This window comes from Tropicimonas omnivorans (assembly GCF_031846565.1).
Lineage (GTDB): Bacteria > Pseudomonadota > Alphaproteobacteria > Rhodobacterales > Rhodobacteraceae > Tropicimonas_B > Tropicimonas_B omnivorans.
The window spans coordinates 330,044-356,049 of the sequence record NZ_JAVRHL010000003.1 but is presented as its reverse complement, the minus strand read 5'-3'; the positions used below and the strand labels follow the sequence as shown (position 1 = coordinate 356,049).

The 26,006-nt window shown below is 66.2% G+C and carries 29 protein-coding genes and 1 pseudogene; 18 read left to right on the top strand and 12 right to left on the bottom strand.

Features of this window, described 5'->3' with window-relative positions:
• Positions 1-52 precede the first annotated feature (52 nt).
• The 7 genes from RM543_RS12265 to RM543_RS12235 all read left to right on the top strand — a co-directional run bounded on the left by RM543_RS12265 (position 53) and on the right by RM543_RS12235 (position 6,183).
• Entirely contained in the window at positions 53-1,174 is a 1,122-nt protein-coding gene (locus RM543_RS12265; protein ID WP_311692035.1) for a hypothetical protein, read from the top strand.
• A gap of 64 nt (positions 1,175-1,238) precedes the next feature.
• Positions 1,239-1,553, top strand: a complete 315-nt coding sequence (locus tag RM543_RS12260; protein WP_311692033.1) for a DUF1476 domain-containing protein — start codon at positions 1,239-1,241, stop codon at positions 1,551-1,553.
• 107 nt (positions 1,554-1,660) lie between these two features.
• Positions 1,661-3,580: a phosphatidylglycerol lysyltransferase domain-containing protein gene (locus tag RM543_RS12255; protein WP_311692031.1), complete on the top strand. Its 1,920-nt coding sequence runs from the start codon at positions 1,661-1,663 to the stop codon at positions 3,578-3,580.
• Between the two features lie 42 nt (positions 3,581-3,622).
• A complete protein-coding gene (gene bmt, locus RM543_RS12250; protein ID WP_311692029.1) occupies positions 3,623-4,633 on the top strand; it encodes a betaine--homocysteine S-methyltransferase in 1,011 nt (336 codons plus the stop codon).
• A 240-nt stretch (positions 4,634-4,873) separates the two neighbouring features.
• Complete coding sequence (locus tag RM543_RS12245) at positions 4,874-5,128, top strand: hypothetical protein (RefSeq protein ID WP_311692027.1); 255 nt, start codon at positions 4,874-4,876, stop codon at positions 5,126-5,128.
• A 144-nt stretch (positions 5,129-5,272) separates the two neighbouring features.
• The gene (locus RM543_RS12240; protein ID WP_311692025.1) at positions 5,273-5,737 is read left to right on the top strand and encodes an Rcat domain-containing protein; all 465 of its coding nucleotides are present in this window, start codon (positions 5,273-5,275) and stop codon (positions 5,735-5,737) included.
• A 248-nt stretch (positions 5,738-5,985) separates the two neighbouring features.
• The gene (locus RM543_RS12235) at positions 5,986-6,183 is read left to right on the top strand and encodes a hypothetical protein (RefSeq protein WP_311692023.1); all 198 of its coding nucleotides are present in this window, start codon (positions 5,986-5,988) and stop codon (positions 6,181-6,183) included.
• A 358-nt stretch (positions 6,184-6,541) separates the two neighbouring features.
• Here RM543_RS12235 and RM543_RS12230 read toward each other — a convergent pair whose 3' ends face one another.
• The 3 genes from RM543_RS12230 to RM543_RS12220 all read right to left on the bottom strand — a co-directional run bounded on the left by RM543_RS12230 (position 6,542) and on the right by RM543_RS12220 (position 9,318).
• On the bottom strand, positions 6,542-7,516 hold the full coding sequence (locus RM543_RS12230) for a DMT family transporter (protein ID WP_311692021.1): 975 nt from the start codon (positions 7,514-7,516) through the stop codon (positions 6,542-6,544).
• Between the two features lie 713 nt (positions 7,517-8,229).
• On the bottom strand, positions 8,230-8,487 hold the full coding sequence (locus RM543_RS12225) for a hypothetical protein (protein ID WP_311692019.1): 258 nt from the start codon (positions 8,485-8,487) through the stop codon (positions 8,230-8,232).
• Between the two features lie 384 nt (positions 8,488-8,871).
• On the bottom strand, positions 8,872-9,318 hold the full coding sequence (locus RM543_RS12220) for a hypothetical protein (RefSeq protein WP_311692017.1): 447 nt from the start codon (positions 9,316-9,318) through the stop codon (positions 8,872-8,874).
• A gap of 446 nt (positions 9,319-9,764) precedes the next feature.
• On the opposite strand from RM543_RS12220, the gene RM543_RS12215 reads away from it, so the two are divergent.
• Positions 9,765-10,565 carry an arginase family protein gene (locus RM543_RS12215; protein WP_349254814.1) on the top strand — a complete coding sequence of 267 codons (801 nt, stop codon included), beginning with the start codon at positions 9,765-9,767 and terminating at the stop codon, positions 10,563-10,565.
• Positions 10,566-10,648: 83 nt separating this feature from the next.
• Here RM543_RS12215 and RM543_RS12210 read toward each other — a convergent pair whose 3' ends face one another.
• The 3 genes from RM543_RS12210 to RM543_RS12200 form a co-directional block, all read right to left on the bottom strand.
• Positions 10,649-11,443: a transglutaminase-like domain-containing protein gene (locus RM543_RS12210; protein ID WP_311692013.1), complete on the bottom strand. Its 795-nt coding sequence runs from the start codon at positions 11,441-11,443 to the stop codon at positions 10,649-10,651.
• A 66-nt stretch (positions 11,444-11,509) separates the two neighbouring features.
• On the bottom strand, positions 11,510-11,836 hold the full coding sequence (locus RM543_RS12205; protein WP_311692011.1) for a YnfA family protein: 327 nt from the start codon (positions 11,834-11,836) through the stop codon (positions 11,510-11,512).
• Position 11,837: 1 nt separating this feature from the next.
• Complete coding sequence (locus tag RM543_RS12200) at positions 11,838-12,263, bottom strand: MerR family transcriptional regulator (protein WP_311692009.1); 426 nt, start codon at positions 12,261-12,263, stop codon at positions 11,838-11,840.
• Between the two features lie 49 nt (positions 12,264-12,312).
• On the opposite strand from RM543_RS12200, the pseudogene RM543_RS12195 reads away from it, so the two are divergent.
• Positions 12,313-12,524: pseudogene (locus tag RM543_RS12195) on the top strand (SCO family protein); the annotation flags it as partial.
• 114 nt (positions 12,525-12,638) lie between these two features.
• Entirely contained in the window at positions 12,639-14,939 is a 2,301-nt protein-coding gene (locus RM543_RS12190) for a heavy metal translocating P-type ATPase (protein WP_311692007.1), read from the top strand.
• Between the two features lie 47 nt (positions 14,940-14,986).
• Here the strand turns inward: RM543_RS12190 and RM543_RS18975 are convergent, their stop codons facing one another.
• Positions 14,987-15,205 (bottom strand): hypothetical protein, encoded by a 219-nt coding sequence (locus RM543_RS18975; RefSeq protein ID WP_432280458.1) that lies wholly within the window; start codon positions 15,203-15,205, stop codon positions 14,987-14,989.
• On the opposite strand from RM543_RS18975, the gene RM543_RS18970 reads away from it, so the two are divergent.
• Complete coding sequence (locus RM543_RS18970) at positions 15,206-15,385, top strand: DUF411 domain-containing protein (protein ID WP_432280457.1); 180 nt, start codon at positions 15,206-15,208, stop codon at positions 15,383-15,385.
• 238 nt (positions 15,386-15,623) lie between these two features.
• Here RM543_RS18970 and RM543_RS12180 read toward each other — a convergent pair whose 3' ends face one another.
• Positions 15,624-16,343 carry an SDR family NAD(P)-dependent oxidoreductase gene (locus tag RM543_RS12180; protein ID WP_311692005.1) on the bottom strand — a complete coding sequence of 240 codons (720 nt, stop codon included), beginning with the start codon at positions 16,341-16,343 and terminating at the stop codon, positions 15,624-15,626.
• Positions 16,344-16,408: 65 nt separating this feature from the next.
• Between RM543_RS12180 and RM543_RS12175 the strand changes: the two genes are divergently transcribed.
• Positions 16,409-17,038, top strand: coding sequence for a TetR/AcrR family transcriptional regulator (locus tag RM543_RS12175; RefSeq protein WP_311692003.1), 630 nt, complete (start codon positions 16,409-16,411; stop codon positions 17,036-17,038).
• 204 nt (positions 17,039-17,242) lie between these two features.
• On the opposite strand, the gene RM543_RS12170 is transcribed toward RM543_RS12175, so the two are convergent.
• Positions 17,243-18,160 carry an NAD(P)/FAD-dependent oxidoreductase gene (locus RM543_RS12170; RefSeq protein WP_311692001.1) on the bottom strand — a complete coding sequence of 306 codons (918 nt, stop codon included), beginning with the start codon at positions 18,158-18,160 and terminating at the stop codon, positions 17,243-17,245.
• 133 nt (positions 18,161-18,293) lie between these two features.
• Here RM543_RS12170 and RM543_RS12165 point away from each other — a divergent pair, with 133 nt between their 5' ends.
• From RM543_RS12165 to RM543_RS12155, 3 genes are all read left to right on the top strand, one after another.
• Positions 18,294-18,779 (top strand): RrF2 family transcriptional regulator, encoded by a 486-nt coding sequence (locus RM543_RS12165; protein WP_311691999.1) that lies wholly within the window; start codon positions 18,294-18,296, stop codon positions 18,777-18,779.
• A 170-nt stretch (positions 18,780-18,949) separates the two neighbouring features.
• The gene (locus RM543_RS12160; protein ID WP_311691997.1) at positions 18,950-19,474 is read left to right on the top strand and encodes a TetR/AcrR family transcriptional regulator; all 525 of its coding nucleotides are present in this window, start codon (positions 18,950-18,952) and stop codon (positions 19,472-19,474) included.
• The gene (locus RM543_RS12155; RefSeq protein WP_311691994.1) at positions 19,471-20,607 is read left to right on the top strand and encodes an MFS transporter; all 1,137 of its coding nucleotides are present in this window, start codon (positions 19,471-19,473) and stop codon (positions 20,605-20,607) included. Before RM543_RS12160 ends, RM543_RS12155 begins: the two co-directional genes overlap by 4 nt.
• A gap of 238 nt (positions 20,608-20,845) precedes the next feature.
• Here RM543_RS12155 and pdxR read toward each other — a convergent pair whose 3' ends face one another.
• Positions 20,846-22,267: a MocR-like pyridoxine biosynthesis transcription factor PdxR gene (pdxR, locus tag RM543_RS12150; RefSeq protein WP_311691991.1), complete on the bottom strand. Its 1,422-nt coding sequence runs from the start codon at positions 22,265-22,267 to the stop codon at positions 20,846-20,848.
• A gap of 75 nt (positions 22,268-22,342) precedes the next feature.
• On the opposite strand from pdxR, the gene RM543_RS12145 reads away from it, so the two are divergent.
• From RM543_RS12145 to RM543_RS12135, 3 genes are all read left to right on the top strand, one after another.
• Positions 22,343-22,978 carry a pyridoxamine 5'-phosphate oxidase family protein gene (locus RM543_RS12145; protein ID WP_311691988.1) on the top strand — a complete coding sequence of 212 codons (636 nt, stop codon included), beginning with the start codon at positions 22,343-22,345 and terminating at the stop codon, positions 22,976-22,978.
• Complete coding sequence (locus tag RM543_RS12140) at positions 22,975-23,214, top strand: hypothetical protein (RefSeq protein WP_311691985.1); 240 nt, start codon at positions 22,975-22,977, stop codon at positions 23,212-23,214. Before RM543_RS12145 ends, RM543_RS12140 begins: the two co-directional genes overlap by 4 nt.
• A 346-nt stretch (positions 23,215-23,560) precedes the next feature.
• Positions 23,561-24,376 (top strand): alpha/beta fold hydrolase, encoded by an 816-nt coding sequence (locus RM543_RS12135; RefSeq protein ID WP_311691983.1) that lies wholly within the window; start codon positions 23,561-23,563, stop codon positions 24,374-24,376.
• A gap of 315 nt (positions 24,377-24,691) precedes the next feature.
• Here the strand turns inward: RM543_RS12135 and RM543_RS12130 are convergent, their stop codons facing one another.
• Both RM543_RS12130 and RM543_RS12125 read right to left on the bottom strand, forming a co-directional pair.
• Positions 24,692-25,732, bottom strand: a complete 1,041-nt coding sequence (locus RM543_RS12130) for an aldo/keto reductase (RefSeq protein ID WP_311691981.1) — start codon at positions 25,730-25,732, stop codon at positions 24,692-24,694.
• Positions 25,733-25,773: 41 nt separating this feature from the next.
• Complete coding sequence (locus tag RM543_RS12125) at positions 25,774-25,947, bottom strand: hypothetical protein (protein WP_311691979.1); 174 nt, start codon at positions 25,945-25,947, stop codon at positions 25,774-25,776.
• Positions 25,948-26,006: the final 59 nt, after the last annotated feature.

Below are 26,006 nucleotides of genomic sequence, written 5' to 3'. Positions count from 1 at the left end.
GACACCGCCGCGCCCCCGGCTACCCTGCGCCCTTCTCCTGGATTGCCACCCGATGTCCGACGATTATGCCTTGGTGGACTTCGCTCTCACCCAAGCCGAGCCCTCCGCCGTCATTCCCGCCCTCGGACGGTCCTTTGCAACCGTCGCGGCCGCCGCCCTGGCCCGCAGCGCGGATGCAAGCGGCCCCGAGCGGGGCTTCCTCGCGCGACTGACAGGCCGGCGGCGGCGCCCGCCCGAGCTGCCGGCGCTGCGCGTCCAGCCTGCCTCCAGCCTTCCCGAAGCCCCCCTGATGCAGCCCGTGGCGACCGATCTCGGCTTCTCCGCGCGCGGCGGCGCGATGCGGGTGACGGCGCCCCTCGGCAGCGCCCGGCTGACCCTGATCGAACTCCACGAAGGCAACGCGGGCAGCTCTGCCATCTGCCAGGCGCTCAGCCGGGAGCTTGGCGGCGCGGAGGTCTTCTATTTCCGCAATTCGGGCCCCCGGCATCCGGGCGCCGATTATGCCTTCCATGTCTACGAGGGCGGCCGGGCGACACGCCGTGCCTCCTCCCGCTCGCCGCTCGGCGACGCGCCCGAAGCGCCGTGGGAGGCCATCGACGGCGGCATGCCGCACCCGGTCGAGGTGGACAGCCTCCCCCGTCCCGACCCGCCAGCCTGGCAGGTGATGACGCCGCAGCGGCAGGCCAGCATCCTCGCCGCTCTCGGGCTCGACCCCGCCACGCTCTTCGATCCGCCGGCCCCCGGCGCGATTCAGGTCGCCCTTGGTACCGATCCCGGCGGACGGCCCCTGACGGAGGCGCTGACCAGATCCGGCCTCCGCGCACCGCCCGGCTTTGCCGGCCCTCCCGCCGCGCCGCCCGAACCCGAGCCGCAGCAGGCCACGGGGCTGTCGGGTGCGCAGGGGACTGAATCGGACGCGGAGATCCCCGACCCCGGCAGCTCCGACTGGGAGGAGGAGGTCACGGCGCTCCTGATCGAGGCGGTGGAATCGGGGCTGCCGGAGGAAAGCCAGATCGCCTGGCTGAACGACCTGACGCGCCGTCTCGGTGCAGGCGACATCGACGGTGCGCTGTCGGACGCGCGTGCGCTGATGGAAGCGGGAGGGCAGGACGCTGGCGGACGCCAAGCCACGGCCGCCCGCCTCTACAGGCTTTTCGGGCGCGCGCTGGACTGAGCCGCGTCCCGAGGCTACCTCGGAACGAACGGCAGATTGCCACGACCCCAGCGAGGAGCCCGAAATGGCCACTTTCGACGACCGCGAGAACGCTTTCGAGAACAAGTTCGCCCACGACGCCGAGATGCAGTTCCGCGCAGAGGCGCGGCGCAACAAGCTTCTAGGCCTCTGGGCTGCCGATCTGATGGGCAAGACCGGCGAGGACGCCGACGCCTATGCCCGGGAGGTGGTGAAATCGGATCTCGAGGAAGCCGGCGAGGAGGACGTCTTCCGCAAGGTCTCGGGCGACCTTCAGGGCAAGGCGGACGAGACGACCATTCGCGGCAAGATGCGCGAACTGCTCGCCGAGGCGAAGTCGCAGCTCGTAAGCGAAAGCTGATCTTAATCATGTGGGCGGATGGCGGCCGGGCAATCGTCCGGCGTTAGCCGTCCATACACCTTTGGCAGTCTATCCCCGTTCGGAAGAGCGGACGGGGGTGGATGGATATGGGTGATCCAGGGCAGCGCGGTGGCGCGGTGATCGAGGCCCTGCGGCAGGCGGGCCAGGCCGGTCTCGTCCGGCACGCGTTGCCGTTTCTGGCCGCCCTGCTCTGCGCGGCGCTTCTGGCAGGCCGCGTCCGCGAGATGAACTGGTCGGAGGTCGCAGCATCTCTTGCGGCAACTCCCCCGGAACGCTGGATCATCGCCGCGCTCTTCACCGCGCTCAGTTTCTGGGCCGTCGGCCGGTATGATGCCGTCCTCCATGGCCTGCTCGGGACGGGGGTCGCCCGGCGCCGGGCCTCGGCCGCCGGGATGATCGCCATCGCGGGCAGCCAGAGCATCGGGTTCGGCCTGATCAGCGGCACCCTCCTGCGCTGGAGGCTGCTGCCCGAGATCTCGATCTGGCAAGCCGCCCGCCTCACCGCCCTCGTCGGGATATCCTTTCTCGCCGCATGGGCCGTCGTCACCTCGGTCCTGCTGACCCTCCTGCCGCCGACGCCGATATTCCGCGCAGCCGGGATCGCCGGTCTCGGGCTCAGTGCGCTGGCCCTTTGCTACAGCGTCGCGGCCCCCTGGTTTCACCGCCCTGCCCCGCCCGTGATGGCGATCGGAGCCCTCCTTCTCTTCGTCGCCCTGGACACGCTCGCCGCCGGGCTTGCGCTCCATCTCCTCCTGCCCCCCGGAACGGTCCCCCTCGCCGCGCTCCTGCCGGTCTTCCTCGTTGCTTTCGGCGCCGGTCTCGTATCCGGCGCACCGGGCGGAATCGGACCATTCGAGGTCCTCCTCCTGGCGCTCCTGCCCGCCGCGCCGGAAGCGTCCCTCGTTGCCGGCATCATCGCGTTCCGGGCGATCTACTACGCCCTCCCCGCCTGTCTCGGCCTCGCCGCGCTGTTGATCATGCGCCCCTCCGCCCCGGCCTGCGCGCCCTGCCACATGGCGGCTGCCGACGCCGCTCTCTCGCGCGCGCCACGCGCCGAGGCCCGCCTCGCCGGCCATGGTGGCGCGAAGTACCTTCCGCTCGAAACCGGCGGCGCGACGCTCTTCCGCACGGCACATTGCGAGATCGCGCTCTTCGATCCCTGTGGCGACGCATCCGCCGACGATCTGCTGACCGCCCTCTCCGCCGAGGCACGGTCCGCCCTGCGCATCCCGGCGATCTACAAGTGCGGCGGGCGCCTTGCTGCCGCCGCGCGGAGTCGCGGCTGGACAGTCCTGCCCATCGCCGAGGAGGTGACCGTCGATCCCGCCGCGCACGATCCGGCATCGCCCGGCCTGCGCCAGCTTCGACGCAAATTGCGCCGGGCCGACCGTGCCGGCCTCAACGTGACACGTGCGGGATCGGTGCTTCCGGCAGAAGAGATGGCCCGCGTCGCAGCGTCATGGGCCGCCGCGAGAGGCGGCGAACGCGGCTTCTCGGTCGGTCGCTATTGCCCCGACCACATCGCCCGACAAGCCGTCTTCCTCGCCCGGCTGAACGGCACCCTCGTCGCATTTGCGACCTTTCACGTGACCGAAGCTGAAATGGCCCTGGACCTCATGCGCTTCGAGTCCGATGCGCCCGAGGGATGCATGCACGCTCTCGTCCAGGCCGCCATCGAGGAGGCAGCTTCCCGCGCGCTTCCCCGCCTGTCCCTCGCCGGGCTGGCACCCCGTGAGGACCGGCCTCGCCGAAGCGCCGCCTCGAGGCTGGCCGCACGGTCCTTGCGTCGCGGGTCCACCGGCCTCGCCCAGTTCAAGGCCAGCTTCGCGCCGACCTCCCGCCCTCTCTACATGGCAGCGCCGGGCCCCGTCGCCCTCTCGGTTGCGGGAGCGGAAATCCTGCGGGAGATCCACCGCCCGCCGAGGCTGCAGAGCCGGGCCGCCAATCACGCGCAGGCGTCTCCGGCCCCGCTCCTCTCCAGCATTGCGAAGCCGCGCATGGCGTGAGAGGGATCGAATGACGCTCCCAGATCCATCCCGAGGCCGCACATGACCGACGCCCTGACCGCCCGCCTGTCCGAGACCGACTGGCTCCTCGCCGACGGCGCCACCGGCACGACGCTGTTCAACATGGGCCTCGAATCCGGCGATGCGCCGGAACTGTGGAACGTCGATCATCCGGACCGGATCGCGGCGCTCTACCAGGGCGCGGTCGATGCCGGCAGCGACCTGTTCCTGACGAACAGCTTCGGCGGCAACGCCTCCCGCCTCAAGTTGCACAACTCGGAGGCCCGCGTCCGCGAACTGAACCGCGCCGCCGCCGAGATCGGCCGCGAGGTCGCGGGCAAGGCGGGCCGCAAGGTCATCGTCGCCGGCTCGATGGGTCCGACCGGCGAGATCATGGAGCCGATGGGATCGCTGACGCACGCCTCCGCCGTCGAGATGTTCCACGAGCAGGCGGAGGGTCTGAAGGAGGGCGGCGCCGACGTTCTCTGGGTCGAGACGATCTCCGCCGAGGGAGAATACCGCGCCGCGGCCGAAGCCGCCGGCCTCGCCGGGATGCCATGGGTCGGCACGATGTCCTTCGACACCGCCGGCCGCACGATGATGGGCCTGACCGCCACCGACATGGCCCGTCTCGTCGGCTCGCTGGACCACAAGCCCGTCGCCTTCGGCGCGAATTGCGGCGTCGGCGCCTCGGATCTGATGCGCACGATCCTCGGCTTCGCCGCAGCGGCCCCCGAGATCCCGATCGTCGCAAAGGGCAATGCCGGCATTCCCAAATTCGTCGACGGCCACATCCACTACAACGGCACCCCCGAACTCATGGCCCGCTATGCCTGTCTCGCCCGCGATGCCGGCGCGAAGATCATCGGCGGCTGCTGCGGCACCGCGCCCGAACACCTGTCCGCGATGCGCAAGGCGCTCGAGGAGACATCGCGCGGTCCCGTCCCTACGTTGGACAAGATCGAGGCGGAACTCGGCGGCTTCTCTTCCGCATCCGACGGCACCGGCGAGGAGGCCGAAGCCCCGACTCGGCAGCGCCGCCGCCGCCGCTGAGGTCGAGCCACTCGCCCGCCCTTTTTTCGAGACGGCTGCAGCGAAGTCGCGCCTCGCGCCGAACGCAGAGTGTCCGGTTCAGCCTCCCGGCCGACGGACCTCGCGCAGGCCGGGCCGGCGCGGCCTACTTGCACCAGCTCTCCCTACGGAAGGTGAAACTCTTCCGCGCCGATCCCCGTGGTTGCAAACTCGAAGGGCCTCAAAAGGTCCGAGAGACTCATCCGAGGGGCGGACAACTTGATGACTTTGCTGGAAGACGCGGTCTCGGCCTACGGGGCGCAAGAGGAAACCTCCGCGAGTGCGGCGAAGGCGCGTGAACAGTTCAAGGCGGTGCGGGAAAGCCTCCGCGTCGGAGACTGCATCACGCAGGAGCATCTGGACCGGTTCGCGGTCCTCGAACGCCAGCTGAGACTTCTCGAACGCGACGTGGTGCATGCTCGATCACGGCTCCGGGACATGGCCCAGAGCGCCCTTGTCGAGGAACGGTGCGACTGAGATCCGCCCCGGGGCATCCGAAAATTGCCTCGCGCATGACACAAAGTCGCTCCGTGTTCGACATGAGTGGCGTGGCAGAACAGACAGCTCGACAAGGGGCGGACTGAAGAAGGACCTGACGATCGCATGCCATGGTGGGTGAGAATGGCGGCCGCATTCGGTGCGGCCGAAAGCACGACGAAGGAGCTGGCGGACGTCAGGATCGCCTATGGCGGCATCCTTGACGATCTTTCCGCCGGAGACCGGCTCAGTGGCGCGCAGATCGCTGAGCTCAAAGCACTCCGGCGACAACTGGCGCTGTCCGAACGTCACTCCCTGGAAACGCAGGAGGCGATCATCCGGCTCGGCGAGAAGGCTCTGGCCGAAGATCGCGCCGTGACCTTACGCCAAAGCCACGATCTCGTCAGGACCGACCTCGGCGCACCGGTCCTGCAATCCCGTGAAGACCCCAGTATCACGATCTGTCCGGTCTGCGCCGAACGCGGGTTGCGCGCGCCACTGCAGCCGCACCAGCGCGGGACGCAATGTCCGAGCTGCAAGTTCACCTACCAGAACCAGGCCAACGATGCGCCCGCCGAGCTACCGGAGTCCACCATGTCCGGACGTTAGGTGGTACTCTCAGAGAGTGCCGCAGGAACGGTAGATTACTCTCCAAAATGAGTGCTGCGGTGTCCCGAAAGACGGCTGAAGTGCTGTGATCAAAAGCAATAGGTTGCAGAGATGGCGTCCCACGCCGCCGCGGCCGCAGTGGGTCGGAGAACTTCGCTTGGTAATAGCGACGGGCCTGATCTGCTGAGGCGGTGAAATCGCGATCAGACCATGCTTTGCAGCGCCGCAGCTCCTAAGGAGCCGCCCCAATGGCATGCCTCGCCGTGTCCGCTGCCATACTGATCGACGGAGATGCCATGCGCCTGGATGGGCCGAACGTGCACCTGACGCGCGAGCGGAACGCGCCCTACGACACACCGGTGACCTGGCGGCCGCGCTGCCGGTCGGAGGCCAAGCTTGGGGCGCAGGCGACCGGCAGCGCGGCCATGATGCCGGGGGCATTCTGAATTATCGGCGGGCCGGGATCGGGCGGCCGTGGCAGGATGCCGGGCGTCATGTACAGCTCGGATGATCAAGACGTTGGACAGGTCCTCATTGATCGCGGACTCGCAAAGGGGTCGATGAACACGGGCTGGTGCTCATGACCACCCTCGCCGCGATCCCCCACCATTACCTAGCCCTGGACTGAGCCTGCGGTCACAGGGCGACGCGGCAGAAGGTGTGGCCTCCTCCCATGACGCTCCCGGCCCCTAGCTGCCGTTCGCAGGTCGGTTCATCGCTGCAGCGCGGCTTCACCGAACCGGACGTTCGTGCAGCGCACAGCATCTCCGTCGCCCTCATAGCGCTGTGCGGGACAAACCGGTCTCATCGCCGGACAGTTGCCCGTGGATCTGCCGGCCTCGTTCTGCCGATATTCAACACTCGGCCGTCGATTGCGAGAAGTCCCGCTCCGATGAGGACCATGCCTGCGATTTCCAGGCCGTTCAGATGTTCGCCAAGGACGAGAACCCCGAGAGCGATTGCGGAAACAGGGATCAGGAAGGTCACGAGCAGAAGGTTGGTTGCCCCGGCGCGCTGGAGGATCTGGAAGTAGAGGATGTAGGCCAGAGCCGTCGAGAGAACGGCGAGACCGACGATCGCCGCCCAGGTGGAAGGCGCTGGCATCGGTAGAGACCACGGGCGTTCGATGACGAGAGCGAGCGGGGCAAGGACGAGGGTGGAGCCCGTTACCTGACCGGCGGCCACGACGATCGGATCGACCCCGAAACGCTTGAAGCGCCGCCCGAACACGCCGGCAAAGGCATAGGACAATGCGCCCCCGAGACAGGCCATCTGAGCCAGCAAATCAGTCCCGAGACCGGACAGGGCTCCCGGTCCGAGCATGACCACCACCCCGGTGAATCCAGCGGCAATGCCCGCGATCTTGCGGCCGTTGATCCGTTCGTCGGAGAGCAGGACCCCTGCCACCGCGATGGTGAAGAGAGGCGTCGTCGCGTTGAGGATCGAGGCGAGGCCCGACGCGATGGTCTGCTGACTCCAGACGATCAGACCGAACGGAATGACGTTGTTCAGAACCCCCATGCCGAGGAACGCGATCCATACACGAGGATCGTTCGGCACGCCTCGTCTCAAAACGGCAACCACGCCCCATAGCACCAGAGCCGCCAGACCGACGCGCAACACGACGATCGTCAATGTCGGAAGGTCCCGAACCGCCACCCCCACGAAAAAGAACGAGCCTCCCCAGAGAACCGAGAGCAGTATCAGCATCGCCCATTCGACGGAGCCCATCGAAAGGGTCGTGCTCGATGTCGGCGCTGATCGTGTCACAAATCGCATGGCGGTCCTCGTCGGTGATTTATTCGCTCGTTTCGTACGAGTTCACCCACTCAAATCGCGACCCGGAGCCTGCGCAAAAGCCTGACGGGAAGGCAACCGAGCCGGCGCCGCATTCAGTAGAAAAGGGCTCGAAGCGGACGTGCGGCGGCGCAGGGTCAGGTGGCCGGTCGCCCCTCGCGCAGCGCCGCTTCCGGCCCTCTCCGGACATTCGTCGGGCAAGCTATCGCTTCAGGGCAGCTTCACCAAACCGGCCATCCAAGACACCGTGCAGCATGAACTGGCAGTTTAAGGTCAGCAGTGCGGATGGGAGCCGACGTGCGGCTTGAGAAGCCATACATGTGCGACTAAGCTCTGACCAGAAGATCATTTGAGTGCCGCAATAGGATAATATCAATCAACGCCACAATCGAAATGGTCGTGAGCCTGCCCGCGTAATCGGTATTGTCCCTTCTCGAGCGAGGGGCAGCCGCTCGCTCGGTAACGCGCATGGGATCTATCATTTCAGAAAGGCTAGTCACTGAACGTCTTGGAAGGGCTTATTCCGCCTAAAAACCCGGCTCGGCCGACGCGTCGCGATGTCTGCGGCGCATGCGACGGACCTTCACATCTGGCGCCTCGAATGGGCACTCGTCGCCCATTGCAGCCACTCAGATCTCATCTCAAGCGCCAGGCCCGGGACGACGGCCTCGCGTGGACTGAAGAGCCGGGAGGAGTCAGCGCGGTGAGCGAAAGACCCGCCAAACGAGCACGAACAGTGAAACCGATGCGGTGACGAGGCCGACGAGACACAGCGCCACAAAAAGGTATTCTACCGTCGCGGAACAATAAGGGTTAGAGGAGATGAAAGTTGCCTTGCAGTAGCCTGTCACGCCCCAAAACCCGAGAAATACTGCTGCGATCCCTGCCAGACACAATCGCAATGGCCAGAGGTAACGGCGAGGACCTTCGATAAACCGAATTTCATCTCTCATGTATCACGATCCCACTGGCCAGATTGGTTTCAATCCTGCGGGAAGAGCTCGCGGGCTCTCGGCTCGGCCTCATTGATCTCGCCTTCTCTTGGCGTCGTCACGGAAGGCGCGCGAGCAAGACTGTCCCACGGAGCAACTAGAACGGATCCATAAGGGGCCGCAAGCCCTCGTAGCTTGACCTACGTCTATCTTTGCCTTTGGTCAGCCTTTTCCCAGTGAAGGGTACCTTGGAGTAGAGAGGCTTCTCTTCCAACCCATTGCGGACATTCTGCCTCGGATCAGGATGCTGCAGCGCGGCCCGTCGAAGCTGCCGTTCGCCGCGCTTGCAAACCCACGCGACCGTCGGAGGTCAGCTGTGCGGGACGGAGCGAACGTTGAGATCCGTTAGAACGATAGTTTTTCCGTGTTCTGCCGCATCCAGAACCAGCCTCGGAGACCACTTACCATCAGGATCAAGCAGATGGCGGGGATAATCCATCCAAGTAGGATCTGGGCACCCGTGGTCGGGTTTCCTCCCGCCACCTGCCATCCGATGTAAGATGAGAACAGGCTTACGCCCAAGAATGCAATAAAGAGCATCGACGCAAAAGGTATCCACGCTGCATGGCCTGCGCGTATCCGAAAGGCCATTAATACCAGCAAAGCTGCGATAGCCGCAGCGGATGATACCACGGCCATATCAGGGAAAGGCCGAACTGAACTGACCAATGCGAGCAGTGCAGCGTTTGCGCCCATGAGAAGAACAGGTAGACCGGACATTCGAACGGCGTTTCTTGCGCTGGCCCGATCTTCTAAAGAAATCCAGTAGCCAAAGAGCTTAGATTTAGACATTGTCGTCCGCAGTTAAACCAGAACAGATAGCCTATCTTATACTGAGCACTTCCGCGATGGTATCCCCTGACCGTCCGCAATGAGCTCCTTCCGGACCTTCGCTGCGCGGTAGGGCCAAGCGCCTGGCCGCACCTCACACGGCAGGCCCTAGCCGCTCGGACGGGCCGTCGCTCCCGGCCCACCCCGGACCTTCAGCGCCGCTCCGGATTGCTGCATCGCGGCCAGACGAAGCTGCCGTTCGCTGCGCCTGCGTGTCCCGGTAGCGGTCGGAGGTCAGGAGTTCAGGACAGCTGCCATTTGCTTCTGGGCTGGTGTCGCTTCCGGCAGTTGATCTACGAGGTGCCATGCGAATGATCCTGGCACCTTCGAACCTCGGCCTTCGGCCTCCTCGGCCCGATCAGGAGCCGGGAACCTGGCGCGCGCCTGCCGCTCTCATGGAGGCCGGTGTGCAAAACGCGCTCGAGCCGGGTGACATAATCGAACTGTCCCGTCCTACCTACTCGCCGGAACCGCAATCCGGCACCCGGTTACGCAACGGGCCCGAACTTCGCCGGTTCAACCTCGCGCTGGCCGATACGGTCGAACAAGCCATTCGCGAAAGGGAGTTCGCCTTTGTCCTCGGCGGGGATTGCTCCATCCTTCTCGGAGCTCTTGCGGGAGCTCGGCGCCACGGTCCGCTCTCCCTTCTGCATATCGACGGGCACAGCGACTTCCGACATCCAGGCAACTACGATCCTGAAACGACGCTCGGAGCCGTGGCTGGAATGGACCTCGCGCTGGCCACGGGCCGTGGCGAGGCCATGGCAACCACGTGGCCAGGATGCCCCGTGCCGCTCGTGGAGGACCGCCACGCCATCCAGCTTGGCGAGCGCGAAAACCGGGATGCGGACTTCGCATGGCCCGACGTGAACACAACCGAGATCACGCGGATCGACGTATTTGAGGCCAATCGCTCGGGGCCGTTGGCCGTTATAGAAAGGATCGACGGTGCGTTGGCGAAGCTGCCGGGCGGCGCTCTCTGGATACACCTCGATGTGGACGTTCTGGACCAATCCATAATGCCGGCGGTCGATTGCCCGGGATCGCCGGGTCTCTCACCAGACGATCTTCAGCTGATCCTGACAAGGTATGCCGCCGACCGCCGCTGCGTGGGTATGACGGTCACTGTCTTCGATCCAGATCTCGACCCCGAAGGAGTTCACGCGAAGACTATTGTGGAAATTCTCTCGCTGCTTCCGCGGGTATGAAGGACCCGAGGCTGACATATTGCGGCGCGACGAGCCTGGCGCTCCGCAAGGTAGGCTAGCCGCCATCGTTTCCGGTCATCCAATCAGGCCTTCTTCGGAGCACGGCGATTTGCGGTATCCGCGACCTCCTTGCCGAGTGGTTCAGGTCGTTCGAGCCCGGGGATGCGCGGAACCTGGCCGGAGCGGATCGCCCGCACCCGGGCATTCATCCAGTGCCGGACGATGCCGCGGTAGATCAGATCATGGAGCGGGCTGAATTGCTGGCGATGCTCCGCGTAAAACATGTCTGGCGTATCGTGGATTCCCAAATCGCGGGCGATGCCAGTCTTCTGGATGTAGGTATCCCGCCCGGTCCATTCGACCGGCGGCGCGCTCAGGCAGTCGGTTCCGACGCCGTATCCGCAGAGGCTTTCGGAGCCGGCGAAGGCCTCCTGGAGGGAGCCGAGAAAGGCCTTGTCGAGGATGAAGCCCTCGAGTTTGACCCACCTCCCGCCGGTCTGGACCTCGACCCAGGAATGCAGGATCTCGTCCGGCGCGACAGGATAGACGGCTTCGGGGACCACGCCGCGCTGAAGCGCCTTCAGGATTGTGAAGCCATGAAGGCGGCAGGGCACGCCGAGCGCGCGCAGCAGCGCCATCAGGAGCGTGCCCTTCGTGTTGCACTGGCCGTAGCCGTCCGCGAGCACCTCGGAAGCGGGGATGTCGTCGGCGCGGTTGTATCCGAAGAGGATCTCGTTCCGGACGAAGTCGTAGGCGGCGCCGATGCGGTCGTGCTCGGACAGCCGGAGCCAGCCCCGGTCCTCGACCAGGCGCGCGATTCCGTCCGAGCGAAAGTCGAGCAGCGGGGTGGCGTCAAGTAGGCGGGTCTCGTCGATCATGATCGGCTCCTGCGAATCGTGTCATGATCGGCGTAATTGCTACAGCGACTGTAGCTTCAAGTCTTTTCACGCGACGCGTGGCGCCGTCAGGATCACGGCGGCGCCGATCAGGCAGAGAGCTGCGCCTGCGACGTCCCAGCCATCCGGCCTCTGCCCCTCTGCGGTCCACATCCAGAGCAGCGATGCGGCGATGTAGACCCCGCCATAGGCCGCGAAGGCACGCCCGGCGAAGCCCGCCTCGACCTGCGCGAGGAGCCAGCCGAAAAGCGCGAGGCTCGCCACACCGGGCAGAAGCCAGAGCGCGGAGGCGCCGCCCCGCCACCAGGCCCAGATGATGAAGCAGCCCGCGATCTCGGCCAGCGCGGCCAGCGGGTAGATCAGGACGGCCGGCATGTCAGGCGCCGGTCCCATGGTCGGCGAGGCAGGCGCTATGGTCGCGAAGGACCTCGAGAACCCGGCAATCGGAGACGGTGTCCCGGCTGCATTCCCGAAGCATGCGCTTCAGTTCCCTGCGCAGCGCCTCCAGCCTTACGATCCGCGCCTCGACCTCCTTGAGCTGGCGGTGCGCGATAAGGTCGACCTCGGCGCAGGACCGGGAGGGGTTGTCGGAGAGATCCAGCAACTCCCGGATCGCTTCGAGCGTGAAGCCGAGCTGGCGGGCGTGCCTGACGAAAGCGAGCCGGTCGAGATCTGCATACTCGTAACGCCGCTGTCCGCCCTCGGTCCGCCCCGGCTCGGGCAACAGCCCGATCTGCTCGTAGTATCGAATGGTCTGCACCTTGGTGCCGGTGCGCTTGGCGAGCGTGCCGATGGCGAGCATGTGGGACCTCCTGGTTGCTACAGTGGTTGTAGATTTCGTCACCAATGCAGACAAGATCGCGCGCGCGGCGGAAGGGTTCCGGGTGCGCTACGAGACAGCGCCGCTCGAGGGCGGCGATTACACGATGAACCACACCGCTTGCGTCTTCCTCTTCGATGCCGAAGGCGTGCTCGTCAGCATCATCGACGACCACAGCCCCGAGAGTTCGCGTTGCCGCAGATCCGCCGGGCGACGGCCGCGCAGGACGGCGCTTCCAGCTGATGGCCGGCTTCGTCCTCTGCGTTTTTTGGCCATAAAAGATGAGCCGAGCTTGAAGCTACAGTTGCTGTAGGTCCTATGTCGAAACCCAGACGGGAATCACGACGGAGAACGACCATGGCGGACGGCAGCGCAGAACGACGCGAATGGCGCGTGACGGGCATGGATTGCGGGTCATGCGCTGCCAAGGTGCGCGGCGCGGTCGAGCGACTGCCCGGCGTCGCGGATATCGATGTCGCGCTCATGGCCGAGCGGCTGCGGTTGACGCTCGACGAGACGCAGACACCGCCCGAACGCGTCGAGAAGGCCGTGCGCGGCGTCGGATTCGGCATCGCACCAAAGGGCGCGCGGCCGGAGACGCCCAGAGGCGGCTTCGTCCTGCCGGGCGGGGCGTTTCCGGATGCTGCGGAGGGCTCGGAGACCGACAGCGCTCCGGAGAAGAATAACGAGAAGGCCGAAGACGCTCCGACATCGTGGATTACATCGTCCAAGGGCCGCTTGGTCATCGGCAACGGCGCGCTGTTCGCCGCGGCCTGGGCGTCCCGCCTCGTCTTCCCGGCAGAGATCGCCCATTGGGCCTTCGTCCTGGCGACCCTGGTCGGGATCGTGCCCGTGGCGCAGCGCGCCTTCGCCATGGCTCGGGCCGGCATGCCCTTCACCATCGAGATGCTGATGACCATCGCCGCTGGCGGCGCGCTGGTGATCGGTGAGTCGGAAGAGGCGGCGCTCGTCGTCTTCCTCTTCACTGTGGGCGAACTCTTGGAAGGCGTCTCGGCCGGCAAGGCACGCGACAGCATCCGGGCGCTCTCGAAGCTCGTGCCGAAGACGGCGCGGCTCGAGGACGGTGGCAAGGCGCGTGAGGTCTCGGCCGAGAGGCTCCAGGTGGGCCAGGTCGTTCAGGTCCGCCCCGGTGACCGGGTGCCCTGCGACGGCGAGGTGATGAGTGGCACGTCGGGGGTCGACGAGAGCCCGGTGACCGGCGAAAGCGTCCCGAGCCCCAAGGAGCCGGGCGCGGAGGTCTTCGCCGGGTCGATCAATGCCGAGGCGCTGCTGCGCGTGCGGGTGTTGAGGTCGACCGAGGACAACACCATCGCCCGCATCGTCCGCCTCGTGGAGGAGGCCGAGAGCGCACGCGCCCCGACCGAGCGCTTCATCGACCGGTTCAGCCGGGTCTACATGCCCGCCGTCGTCGGGGCCGCTGTCCTCGTCGCCGTGGTCCCGCCGCTGGCCTTCGGGCTGGCCTGGGGCGAGTGGGTCTACCGCGCCTTGGCGCTTCTGCTGATCGGCTGCCCCTGCGCGCTAGTCATTTCGGTGCCGGCCTCGATTACTTCGGCGCTCTCCACGGGGGCCCGCAACGGCCTGCTGATGAAGGGCGGCGCGGTGATCGAGGCCGCGGCGCGCACGACCCATGTCGCCTTTGACAAGACCGGAACGCTCACCCACGGCCGCCCCCGCGTGACTGACGTTTCAGTGTTGAGCGGCAGCGAGGACGACCTGATGGCGCTCGCCGCCGGCGTCGAGAGCGGCGCGAGCCACCCGCTCGGACAGGCGATCTGCGCGGAGGCCGAGCGGCGGGGCGTGGGAGCGGCGGCAGCCACCGGCGGCCGGGCGCTTCCCGGCAAGGGGGCGGAAGCGTCCATCGACGGCGTGACCGTCAGCGTGGGCTCCCCACGGTTGGCAAATGAGCGCGGCGCACTCACGGACGACCTGCGGACCCGCGTGGCGGCGTTGGAAGCCGACGGCAAGACGGTGGTCATCGTGCTCAGCGATGACGTGCCCCAAGGCCTCATCGCGCTCAGGGACGAGCCGCGCGCCGATGCGGCGGACGCGGTCGCGCAGCTGCGTGGGCTCGGCATCTCTTCGGTCATGTTGACGGGGGACAACCCGCGCACGGCAGAGGCAATCGCCGAGGGGCTCGGGATCGAGCATCGCTCCGAACTGATGCCGGAAGACAAGGTGGAGGCGATCCGCGATCTGACGACGGGCGCCCGCGTGATGATGATCGGCGACGGGATCAACGATGCGCCCGCGCTCGCCGCGGCGCATGTCGGGGTCGCCATGGGCTCAGGCACCGATGTCGCCCTGGAGACGGCCGACGCGGCGATCCTGCGCAACCGCGTGACCGATGTTGCAGGCAAGATCCGCCTCGCAAGGGCCACCATGTCGAACATCCGCCAGAACATCGCGATCGCCCTCGGGCTTAAGGCGGTCTTCCTGGTGACCACCGTGCTCGGCATCACCGGCCTCTGGATCGCGATCCTCGCAGATACCGGCGCCACCGTGCTGGTCACGATGAACGCGCTCCGGCTGCTGTTCTTCCGGCCCACCGGCAAACCTGAACCTGCGGGGAACGTCGATCTGGCCGCTGAGACACGCCCCCATCATGCCTCCGCAACGACCAGAACAGAATCCAGATGACCCTCACCCACCGCAGCATGATGGCCGCCGCCGCAGGCTTCGGCGCGTCAGTTCCACTCGCGGGAGCAGACTAAGGTGGCCCCGCGATCCACGTCCTGAAAGATCCGAACTGCGGGTGCTGCACCGCCTGGATCGAGATCCTGAAAGATGATGGCTTCACAGTCACCACCGAGCGCAGCTACGGCACCCTCCTGATCCGGCACAAGGTCGAGAACGACATTTCCCAGGGCAAGACCTCCTGTCACACCGGTGAAATCGGAAGACATATGCCGACGGTCGACATCCGACGGCTCCTCTCCGAACGCCCCGATGCCATAGGCCTCGCCGTTCCCGGCATGCCCTACGGGTCGCCGGGAATGGGGCAAGAAGATGAGCGCGACGCCTACGATGTGCCCCTGATCCGCAAGGATGGCACGGAGATCTTCTCGGGTTACGAGGCTGCCTAAGGGCACAAGGATCGCTGTCAGGTCGCTGCGCATATCCCACCCCTTGCAGTTGCAGCGGAGGTTCGGAAAGACCCGCGTTCCCGAAGCGCGACAAAGCACCCATTTAGAGCGCCGCGAATGGCCGGTCAGACACGTGTCAGGCATCCGCGGATGTCGCGGCTGGCCCACTCCGGACATTCGCCCGAAGTTTCAATGCTGGCGGGCTGCTACCCTGAATCTGTGAGGACTTTGCGGTCATTTACCAAGGCGTTTGGCCACCCGGCTCCAGGAAGCAGCCACTGACCTCGGCCCGCAGCGCATATTCGGCCGGCAACCTTGCGCCTGCTTCCGGTGTCATCTCTCCGTAGCCCGTGAGGTCGGTCTTGACGAAGCCCGGGCTGACCGAGTTCACCTTGATACCTTCGGCCTGCAGCTCCTCATGCAGTTGGATCGTCAGCATGTTCAGCGCCGCCTTCGACGCGTTGTAGCCGATGAAGCGCTGAGAGTAGTAGGGCGCCTCGGGGTCCGCGTTTTCCGCAAGCGAGCCCATCGAGCTTGAGAGGTTCACGATTGTCGCCCGCGGCGCCGCACGCAGCAAAGGAACCATGGCCTGCGTCACCGCCAGCGTCCCGATGAAGTTGACGTCCATGACCCGGCGCACAGCATCGATCGAGGCCTTGCCGGGCGCCGCGTCGCCGAAATCGAAGATGCCGGCGTTGTTGACGAGGATGTCCAGGCGTCTGAGGCGGGACTCTATCGTGGCCGCCGCGGCTGCGATGGCCTCCGACGAGTCGAGGTCGAGATGGAGGCGTTCGGCGGCAAACCCTTCGCCGGTCAGCGCGGCTGCGGCGGTGTCGCCCCGCGCCCTGTTGCGGCTACCGATCAGGACGTGAACGCCCGCCTCGGCCAGCTTGCGGGCAATTTCGAAACCGATCCCCTTGTTGGCGCCGGTCACGAGGGCAATGCGAGACTGTGTCATAAGTCTTTCCTTCCTTTAGATTTAACCAAATTACATGAAGGATCCCTCAGATTCTGGATTCGCATATGCCGACGCAGCCGTTAACGGCCCTGAAGCCCCGGAAAACACCGTCGCAATCGCGATCCCGCGTCACAGTGGATGCAATCTACGAGGCAACGATTCAGGTTTTGCTGTCACGAGGCATGGCCGGGCTGACGACCACCGGCGTGGCCGAACGGGCCGGCGTGTCTGTCGGCACGATGTACCAGTACTTCCCCAACAAGCAGTCGCTCGTCTACGCCCTGAACGAACGCTTCCTGACGACGCTGGCCGAGCGCGTGGAGGCCACTTGCGCCCAAATGCAGGGACGTTCGATTGCAGAGGCGGCCGAGGCGCTGGTCGACACCTACTGGGCCGCCAAGACCGAGCGTCCCGAGTTGACACGAGCGCTCTATCGCTCTGTCGCGGAATTGGAGACTGACGCGCTGCTCCGTGCTTTCGCCGCGCGCGTGGACAAGGCGACCACGGACATGTTCTGCCGGGCCTCTGACTTCCGGTCCCCGGATGCAGGTGAGGTGAACCTGCTTCTGACCACCGTCATCTACGGCTCCGTCCGTAATGCCTTCGAACGCGGGCTTGGACAGGAAGAGATCGCGGGTCTGAAGTCCGGGCTCAAGGCCATGTGCCGCGCCTACCTGGAAGCCGTTGGGAATTGACCGGACGCCCGCTTGGGGCTTGAGGTAGACCTTTGCCGCTATTGGTCCGAGCGGCTGCACCGCCATCCTTCCAATTCCAACGGGCCGGCAAGCCGGCGTCGTCACCCCCCGGCGCAGCCAAGCTCCAGCGCCGTGCCTGGGCGCAAGCGCCCGCGAACTTGGAGAGGGCAGGTTCGGGCTTGCCTGGACCCCGCCCTCTCTCTTTCAGGCCGCATCGGCAAGATCGGGATCGAAGATCAGCGACTGATGCGCAGCGCCCCCCGCCATCACGCCCGCAGCGGCGGCGAGCGTTGCGTTGGCCATCGGACTGGCAAGGTCGCCCGCCGCGAAGACGCCGGGAACGCTGGTCACCTGCATCCCGTCCACGGCGAGGTAGGGCCCGGTCGGGCCATCTTTCGCCTCGCACCCGAGCAATGCGGCAAGGTCGACTGCCGGCCTCGTCTGCGGCGCGATGAACAGCCCCGCCACCGGGATCGCGCGCCCATCGGCAAGCCGCACCGCCTCGAGCGCGGGGGCGGAACCGACAAGGCCCGTGATCGGCACCTCCTCTAGCGTGACGCCTCGGGCCTCCAGCGCCTGCTGCTGCGCCGGTGTCGGCTGGAACGTGCCTTGCGTGAAGAGCGTCGTCGGACCCCAATCGGGCAGCAGCAAGGCCTGATGCATCGCCCTCTCGTCCTTTGCCAGAACGCCCACCGGCTGCTGGTTCAACTCATACCCATGGCAATACGGGCAATGCAGCACGCTCGCCCCCCACCGCTCCGCCACGCCCGGAAGATCGGGCAGCGTGTCGCTGACGCCGTAAGCCAGGACGAGCCTGCGCGCCGTGATCTCTTCGCCCGTCGCAAGCGACAGGCGGAAGCCGCCTTCCTTTCGAGACGCTTCCGTGGCTTCGGCGTCACGGAACCGCACGGTCGGATACATGCCCAGTTCGGTACGGAGCGCCGACTTGATCTCGGCCGGGGCTCGCCCATCCTGCCCGGGAAAGCCGTGCGAGGACGCGGCATGGCGATTGCGCGGGGTGCCGGTATCGAGGACCAGCACGTTGCGGCGAGCGCGGGCCAGCTGCATGGCCGCCGAGAGCCCGGCGAAACTACCCCCGATGATGATGACGTCGTGGTCCATGGCAATTGTTCCCTTTACCAGCCTATCGCAACTCAAGGAGTTACGTGACCCGCCGCTTGTTCGCAAGACATGAAACTTGGAATGTTGCGTAAGCGGTGATAGTCAGGCCGCACCCGAAGAAGGACCACGTCCCATGCCACGCGATCTGCGCATGTCCCGCATCCTGCATGCGCTGATCCATATGGACCGGCATGTGCCCCTCGCGACCTCCGAACAGATCTCGAAAATGATCTCGACCAATCCCGTGGTCGTGCGTCGGATGATGGGCGGGCTTCGCGATCGGGGTATCGTCACCTCCGAAAAGGGGCATGGCGGCGGCTGGAAGCTCTTGAAACCGCTGGCCGAGGTGACGCTGCGGGACATCTATGACGCCGTCGGTGCGCCGCCCCTCTTCAACATCGGCCCCCACGCGGACCCGCCCGAATGCCTGGTCGAAAAGGCGGTAGACGCGCGGCTCGATGCGTCGCTGCGCGAGGCCGAGGCGCGCCTGCTCGCGCAATTCTCCGAGATCAGCGTCGAAGCTCTGGCGCGGGACTTCGACGCCCGGCTTGCGGGAAAGCAGCAAGACGTTCGCGACACCTGCGACGCCGCAGATCAGCGCACAAGAAACGCTCAGTAGAGTTCAGTCGTCGCGCCTCGCACGGACGGCCTGGGCCCGCTCAGTCCGGTCATCCGCCCTTGGTCCACTGGCGGCCGCGTGGGACAGTGCCGCACTCCGCGATGTTCTCGGCTTGCAATGTAAAACGTACGTTTTACATAGATGCCCATGGATATCGAAGGAGGTTACCCATGGACATGACCACGAAGCTTATCGCCGCCGCCGAGCGGCTCTTCGACCGGCATGGCTACATGGCCACCGGCATGGACCGCTTGACCGTTGCCGCGGGGATGTCGAGCCGGACACTCTACAAGCATGCCGGCAGCAAGGCGCAGCTCATGGCGCGAGTGCTGACCGAGCGGGACCGGCGGTTCATGGCACGGCTCCAGGTGCAGAGCGTCGACGCGCTGTTCGCCGCGCTCGAGGACTGGGTGCGGGTCGAGGGCACGCGGGGCTGCCTGTTTCTGCGATCCCGTGCCGAGACCGGCGGTGACACGCCAGAAATCGCGGAGGCGGTCGCAACGCACAAGGCGGCGTTTCATCAACGGATCGAGGAGGTCGTCGCAACGGATCTCGGACGCGAAAACCCGGCGCTGGCCGAACAGGTGCTCGTTCTCCTCGAAGGGGCGACCCACGCGGCGGTCTACCGGGGTACGGACGCCGTTTCCGCCGCAAAGGCGGCTGCCGCCATCCTGATGAAAAGGGCGCGCACATGAGCCCTGCCCTTCGCATCGGCGCGACAGGTTTCGGCCTGATCGCGGTCTGCTACGGCTTCGCCCGCTTCGCCTTCGGCCTGTTCCTGCCGCAGATCGACAGTGATCTGGGCCTCGGCCCCTCGCTCAGCGGTCTCATCTCCGGCGGCTCGTTCGCGGGCTACTGCGTTGCCATCGTCGTCTCGGCGGTGCTGACCGAACGGATCGGCGCTCGGGCTGTCGCGGCGGGGGCGGCCATCGTCGCCGCCGTCGGCATGGCCGGGATCGCACTCGCGCCGTCGCCGCTGATCCTCGCCATCGCCGTGGTGGTGGCAGGATCGAGCGCGGGCCTTGCCTCCCCGCCAATGGCCGCGGCCGTTGCAGCTGCGGTGCGCAAAAGCCGGCAGGATCTCACGAATACGGTCATCAACGCCGGGACAAGCGCAGGCGTGGCCCTGTCGGGACCGATCGCCCTGGCCATCGCCGGGCAGTGGCGTCTTGCCTTCGGCGCCTTCGCTGCCGTGGCCGTGGTGCTTGCGGTCGCCGCCACGGTTTCCCTCCCGGCGTCTCAGAACGGGCAGAGCGCAGGCGGTCTGCCTCCGGTGAATGGCCCGGTGATGCGCCTGATCTCCGCGTCGTTCCTGATGGGCGCCGCGAGCACAGCCCTGTGGTCCTTCGGAGGTCAGCTTGTCTCACGGCAACTGGGATGGGGGCCGACCGGAACCGGGATCCTCTGGACCTGCATCGGCGCTGGCGGCATTGCCGGGGCCTGGGCCGGCACACTTGTCGGCCGGTTCGGTCTCGACCGCGTTCACTGGACCTTCCTGGGGCTCATGTCGGCGGGCATACTCGCGGTCGGATCAAGCATCACCACTCCCGCCCTTGCAGTGATCGGAGGCGCTCTTTTCGGGGCGGCGTACGTGATGTTGACGGGGGTCTACCTCGTCTGGGGAACGCACGCCCTGCCGGACCGTCCCGCGACCGGGCTCATGATCGGGTTCCTGACCATCGCCGTGGGCCAGACCGCCGGCGCACCTCTCTTCGGGTTTCTGATGGCAGGTCCGGGTGCAGGGCCAGCCGTGACGTGTTTCGCCGTCGTCGCGCTCTTCGCCGGGGCCTTTCGAGCAGGAAGAGCGACCGAGGGCGCGGTTGCATAGCCTCCGAAAAGCACCGGGGAGCGCTTCGCTCGAACGTCGCGGAAGGGCTCGAGGCGCCCATCCGGCGACGCATCAGGGCGCACATATGCGCGCCCCCCGGGTGGCCCCCCCCCCCTGCCCCTACCTGCCGAACGCGCGAAGAGGCTGGGCCGCGGTGCGGCTTCCCCGACACGGACATCGGTGACCTCGCGCAGTATCATCTCGGCGCTTGAGGCAGCTTCGCGAACTCAGCGGTCATTTATTGAACCGCGCTTAGCACACGGACGAAGGTTTCGATCCGCTTCGGTGTGGCGTCGGCGAAGCCGATCACGAGGCCGGTTCGATCCGCATTCAGGCAATAGGCCGACAGGCGCGCGGGTCGGAAGCCCTGTGCCGCAAGCGCCGCAAGCGTGGACGCCTCCGACCGCCCGTTTCCAAACCGGGCGGTGAGCTGGACGCCGCCGTCGGGCGGGCGGACCGAGAGGCCCTTCACCGAGGAAAGCGCTTCGGCCAAGGCATGGCCCCGCGCCTCGTAGGTGCGAGCGATGCGCTTCAGCTGGGCGCGGTAGCGCCCGGTCTCCATCATCTCGGCCAGCGCGATCTGGGCGTGAAGGTTCGCCATCAGCCCCAGGTTCCGCTGGGCCACGCGGAACGGCGCGACAAGGTCCGGCGGCACGACCATCCAGCCGATCCGCAGTGCCGGCATCAGCACCTTGGCGGCCGTGCCGAGGTAGATCGTCTCTCCGCCCTGCGCCGAGGCCGAAAGGGCAGCGATCTCGCGACCGCGCCACAGAAACTCGCTGTCGTAGTCGTCCTCCAGGATCAGCGCGCCGGTGTCGCGCGCGTGCTGCAAAAGCGCCGCCCGGCGGGCGTGCGACAGCCGGGCGCCGGTCGGATACTGGTTCGACGGCGTCAGATAGATCAGGCGCGCGTCGCGCGGAACCGCGTCGGGGATCGCCCCTTCGGCATCGACCGGGATCGGCGCCGGCGTCAGGCCCGCGCCCTGAAACGCGACCCGAGCGCCCAGATAGCCCGGATCCTCGAGCGCCGCCACGTCGCCCGTATCGGTCAGGACCTGCGCAGCCAGCGCAAGGGACGATTGCGTCCCGGTGGTGATCAGAATTCGGTCGGGCGTGGCGGCGATCCCGCGATCCACCTGCAGTCGGTGGGCGAGGATGCGGCGAAGGGCGGGCACGCCCCAGGGGTCGGCGTAGGACGCGACCGCGCCATGGGACCGCCGGGCGGCGCGGCGCAGGGCACGGGCCCATTCGTCGGCGGGAAACAGCGCCTCGTCCGGCTCGCCCGGAGCCATGATCCCGGTTTCGGGCGTGGCCGTCGCTCGGGGGGTCCGCGACAGGCGCTCTCCCCTGTTCGACACGGCGCGCGGTACCGGAACGGCAGGTTTCCGTGGCACCAGCGCAGGGCCGACGACCCGCGGAACGGCCCCGCGGCGGATCGCGATGACCCCTTCGGCACGCAGCAGGTCGTAGGCGGTGTTGATGGTGGAGCGCGATAGTCCGAGCTCGTCCGCCGCCGCGCGGCTCGACGGCAACGTCGCGCCATCGGCCAGACGCCCGTCCCGCACCGCCGCAAGAAGATCGCGATAGACCTGCACGGCAAGCGGTTCGCGCCGGTCCCGCGCGGGACGGCAGAGAAGCGGCAGGGAAAGTGGTCTGGTCATATCGGGACCAACTGGATCTGACGCAATGCCAGTCAAGCGGCTATCGCTGCAAGCCGTCAAGATCAGGAGAGACCGATGCCCCCTCGCTATGCCCGCCCTCGCCAGCCCAAGGGCGCCAGCACAGAGACCGAGATCTTCCACGCCATCCTCGACACCGGCCTTGTCGCCCATGTGGGCTTCGTCGCCGAAGATCGCCCCATGGTGATCCCGATGGCCTATGCCCGGTCGGGCGAAACGGTGTACCTGCACGGGGCGTCCAAGGCCCGGATTGCCCGGCTCGACAGCGTGCCCGTCTGCCTGACGGTGACGACGCTGACGGGTATCGTCGCGGCGCGCTCGGGCTTCCACCATTCGGTGAACTACCGCTCTGCGGTCGTCCACGGCACCGCGCGGCGGGTGGAAGGCAACGAGATCGACGCAGCGCTCGACGCGATCACCGATCACCTGTTGCCGGGACGAAGCGGAGAGGTCCGCCCCATGACCGCACAGGAGCGCAAGGCCACCGGCGTCGTCGCGATAGAGATCGCGCACGCCACCGCCAAGATCCGCACCGGCCCGCCGAAGGACGATCCCGCCGACCTCGGCGATGGCACCTGGGCGGGCGTGCTGCCAGTGGTCACGACACTCGGAACGGGTATCGGGGACGGAGACACGCCGGAGGGCATCCCCGAGCCTGCGTCGCTCGCAGCCGCCCGGCGCAGGTTCGCATGACCTCGCCGCGCATCGCCGGAACGTCCGCCCTGTTCCTCGGGACGTTCCTCGCCGCGACCGGTTACGGCGCGACGTTCCTGCTGACACGGCATCTGGCCGCAATGGGGGGCAGCCCGGCGGATGTCGGCGCGATCCTCTTCGCGGCGATGCTGGGAACGTTCGTGGGTGTGCCCATCGTGGGATGGGAGGCTGGCCGTCTCGGTGCGGCCCCCTGTCAGCGGCGGGGGCCGCACTGATCGCCATGGGCTTCGCCCTGCCCTCCAGCATGGTCGACCCCGGCCTGAAGGGACTCGCCGCGGGCATGTCCATCGGGATCGGATGGGCGGACGCAGCTCCCGGCCACTCCGGCCCTTCGCGAGGGTCGGCCTCGCTGCGGCGCAGCTTCCTCAGAGCGGCCCTTCATGACATCATGCCGCGAAATCAGAGAGTCAGAGTTCTGCTAAACGGGACGGAACGGACCTGTGCCCTGAGCGCGCCCACGCCAGCTGTGAATTCTGTTTTACGCTGGTCCGATACCGCGCTGACTTGGCATGGCAATCGCCCATTGCCATATTGCGCAGGGTGGGATGGATGGAGGTTGGAATGGCAGCGTGGATACTGGCGGAAAACTATGAAACCTCGGCGGGATTAGTAGCGGCGGGCCGCGCCGGTGACGGGCCAGACTTGGTGTTGGCGCACGGTTGGCCTTGGTCGTCGTTTTGCTGGCATCGTGTGATTCCTGAATTGTCCAAGGATTTTCGTGTCCACTGGTACGACATGCCGGGCTACGGCCAATCTGCCAAAAGCGCCGACCAGCGCACGTCATTGGATATTCAGGGAGAAGTCTTCACCGAAATGATGGACCATTGGGGGCTGGCTCGCCCGCGGGTCGTCGCCCATGACTTCGGCGGCGCGACTACGCTTCGTGCCCACCTTCTTCATGGCTGCGACTTCGAGAAATACCTTCTGATGAATGTGGTTGCGATGCGGCCATGGGGGTCTGAGTTCTTTGACCACATGGGACGGCATATCGATGCGTTTCAGGGGTTGCCGCCACATATTCATCGCGCGATCGTTAGAGCTTACGTCGAAGGCGCTTTGATCCATGAGATATCGGTGGATGACATCGACGGCCTCGTGGCACCTTGGCTGACCGAAAATGGCGCATCCAGCTTTTACCGACAGTTTGCTCAAGCTGATGATAATTACACCGCAGAAGTCGAGCCGCTGTTTGGCAAAGTCCGTTGCCCTACCATGATCGTTTGGGGGGAGGACGATCCGTGGATTCCGCTCGAAAGAGGGCGGTCCCTCCATGCTTTGATGCCTGATGCAGGTTTTGGCACCATGCCGGGCGTCGGACATCTGCCTCAATTAGAAAACCCGGATGCCGTAATCGAGCACGTGCGGCAGTTTTTCTGACGGTTATTGTTCCAGCAAAAGAACCGATATTCATGCGCTGCGCATCATCCTGCAAAAAGGGCTCGAAGCTGACATGCGGCGTCTCACCGGGTCGGACACGTGTCAGGCATCAGCGGATGCCGCGGCCGGCCTTTATCAGAGCTTCGACCCGCGTCGGGATGCTGTAGCGCGGCCCGTCTAAGCCGCCGTTCGCCGCGTTTGCGAGCCCCGGCGTCGGTCGTAAGTCAGCTGTGCGGGACGGAGCCGACATTCGAGTCGTTTGCTCGAATGTGGGCTTTGACCGTGCGGGCCCGCCTGAATCCTGGACACGGTCTATCATGTTCCCAGATGAGTCCAGTGCTCGACCCCGCTCCAGTCATGGACGAACTGATAGGGATACTGCGGCACGCCGATGGCCGATATTCTCGTCAGGGCGTCGAGCGCGTCTGCATCGAGCGCAAGGTCGATGGCATCGAGATTGCCTGCAAGCTGTTCGGTGTTGCGCGCCCCCAGGAGGATCGAGGTGAGGCCCGGGCGACTTGCGAGCCACGCCAGCGCGATATGCGCCATGGGCCGCCCATGCTTTTGCGCAAGATTCTCGACGACGCCGAGCACGGCGTGGGTGCGGTCGGTGTTGCGGTTGTCATAGGCCTCGAGCCCCCGGTCCGGATCGTCTCCGAGACGTGTCTCTCCGGAGGGACGCGTGTCGGCGGCATATTTCCCGGTCAGCCACCCGCCGCCCAGAGGCGACCACGGAGTCAGTCCAACACCGTTCTCCAGCGCACAGGGCAGCACTTCCCATTCGACACCCCGGTCCAGCAGCGAGTATTGCGGCTGGAGCGCGACCGGCACCGGCAAACCTTCGGCGCGGGCGGTAGTGCAAATCCGCTCCAGTTGCCAGCCGGTGACGTTGGACCAGCCGATGTGATGAATCTTGCCCGCCGTCACCAGATCGCCGAGGGCGCGCAGGGTCTCGGATACATCCGTATCCTTGTCCCACCCGTGGATGAAGAACAGGTCGATCGCGTTCATTTGCAGGCGTGCCAGGCTTTTGTCGACGGCGCGCAGCACCGCGCGGCGCGATGCGCCCCGGCTACCGGGCGAGGGGCCGAAGCGGCACTTGGTGGCGACGACAAGATCGTCCATGCCGCCCCGTGCGCGGCCCCATCGGCCGATGATCTCTTCGGACACACCGCCCGAATAGACATCCGCCGTGTCGATAACGGTCCCACCCCGCGCGACAAACACGTCGAGCATACGATACGACTCGGCCTCGTCGGTCTCGGCACCGAATGTCATCGTGCCGAGAGCGTGGGCGGACACGATGGGTCCTCCGCGTCCAAGGGTGTGCATGGGCATACGTGTGGCCTGGGTCATCCGGGCTCTCCTTTCGGTCGTTTCCGTGTCGGGCGTCGTGGTCACGACAGGGCGCTGACAAGGCGGTAGAGCGTGCGCGGTCCAAGGCCGCCGTGTCGCGCGAGAAAGGCATTCTGAGCCTTGCGGGCGGTGTGCCGCGTGCGGTCGACCGTCCATCCATCGGACACGTTCGGGTCCAGTGCGCCGGCGGGAATCGAGGTTGTGAGCATGGTCATGGCGAGCTCCTTTCGTTTGCGGTTGTCATCGAGATAGCAATGATCGACCATGCTTTGAA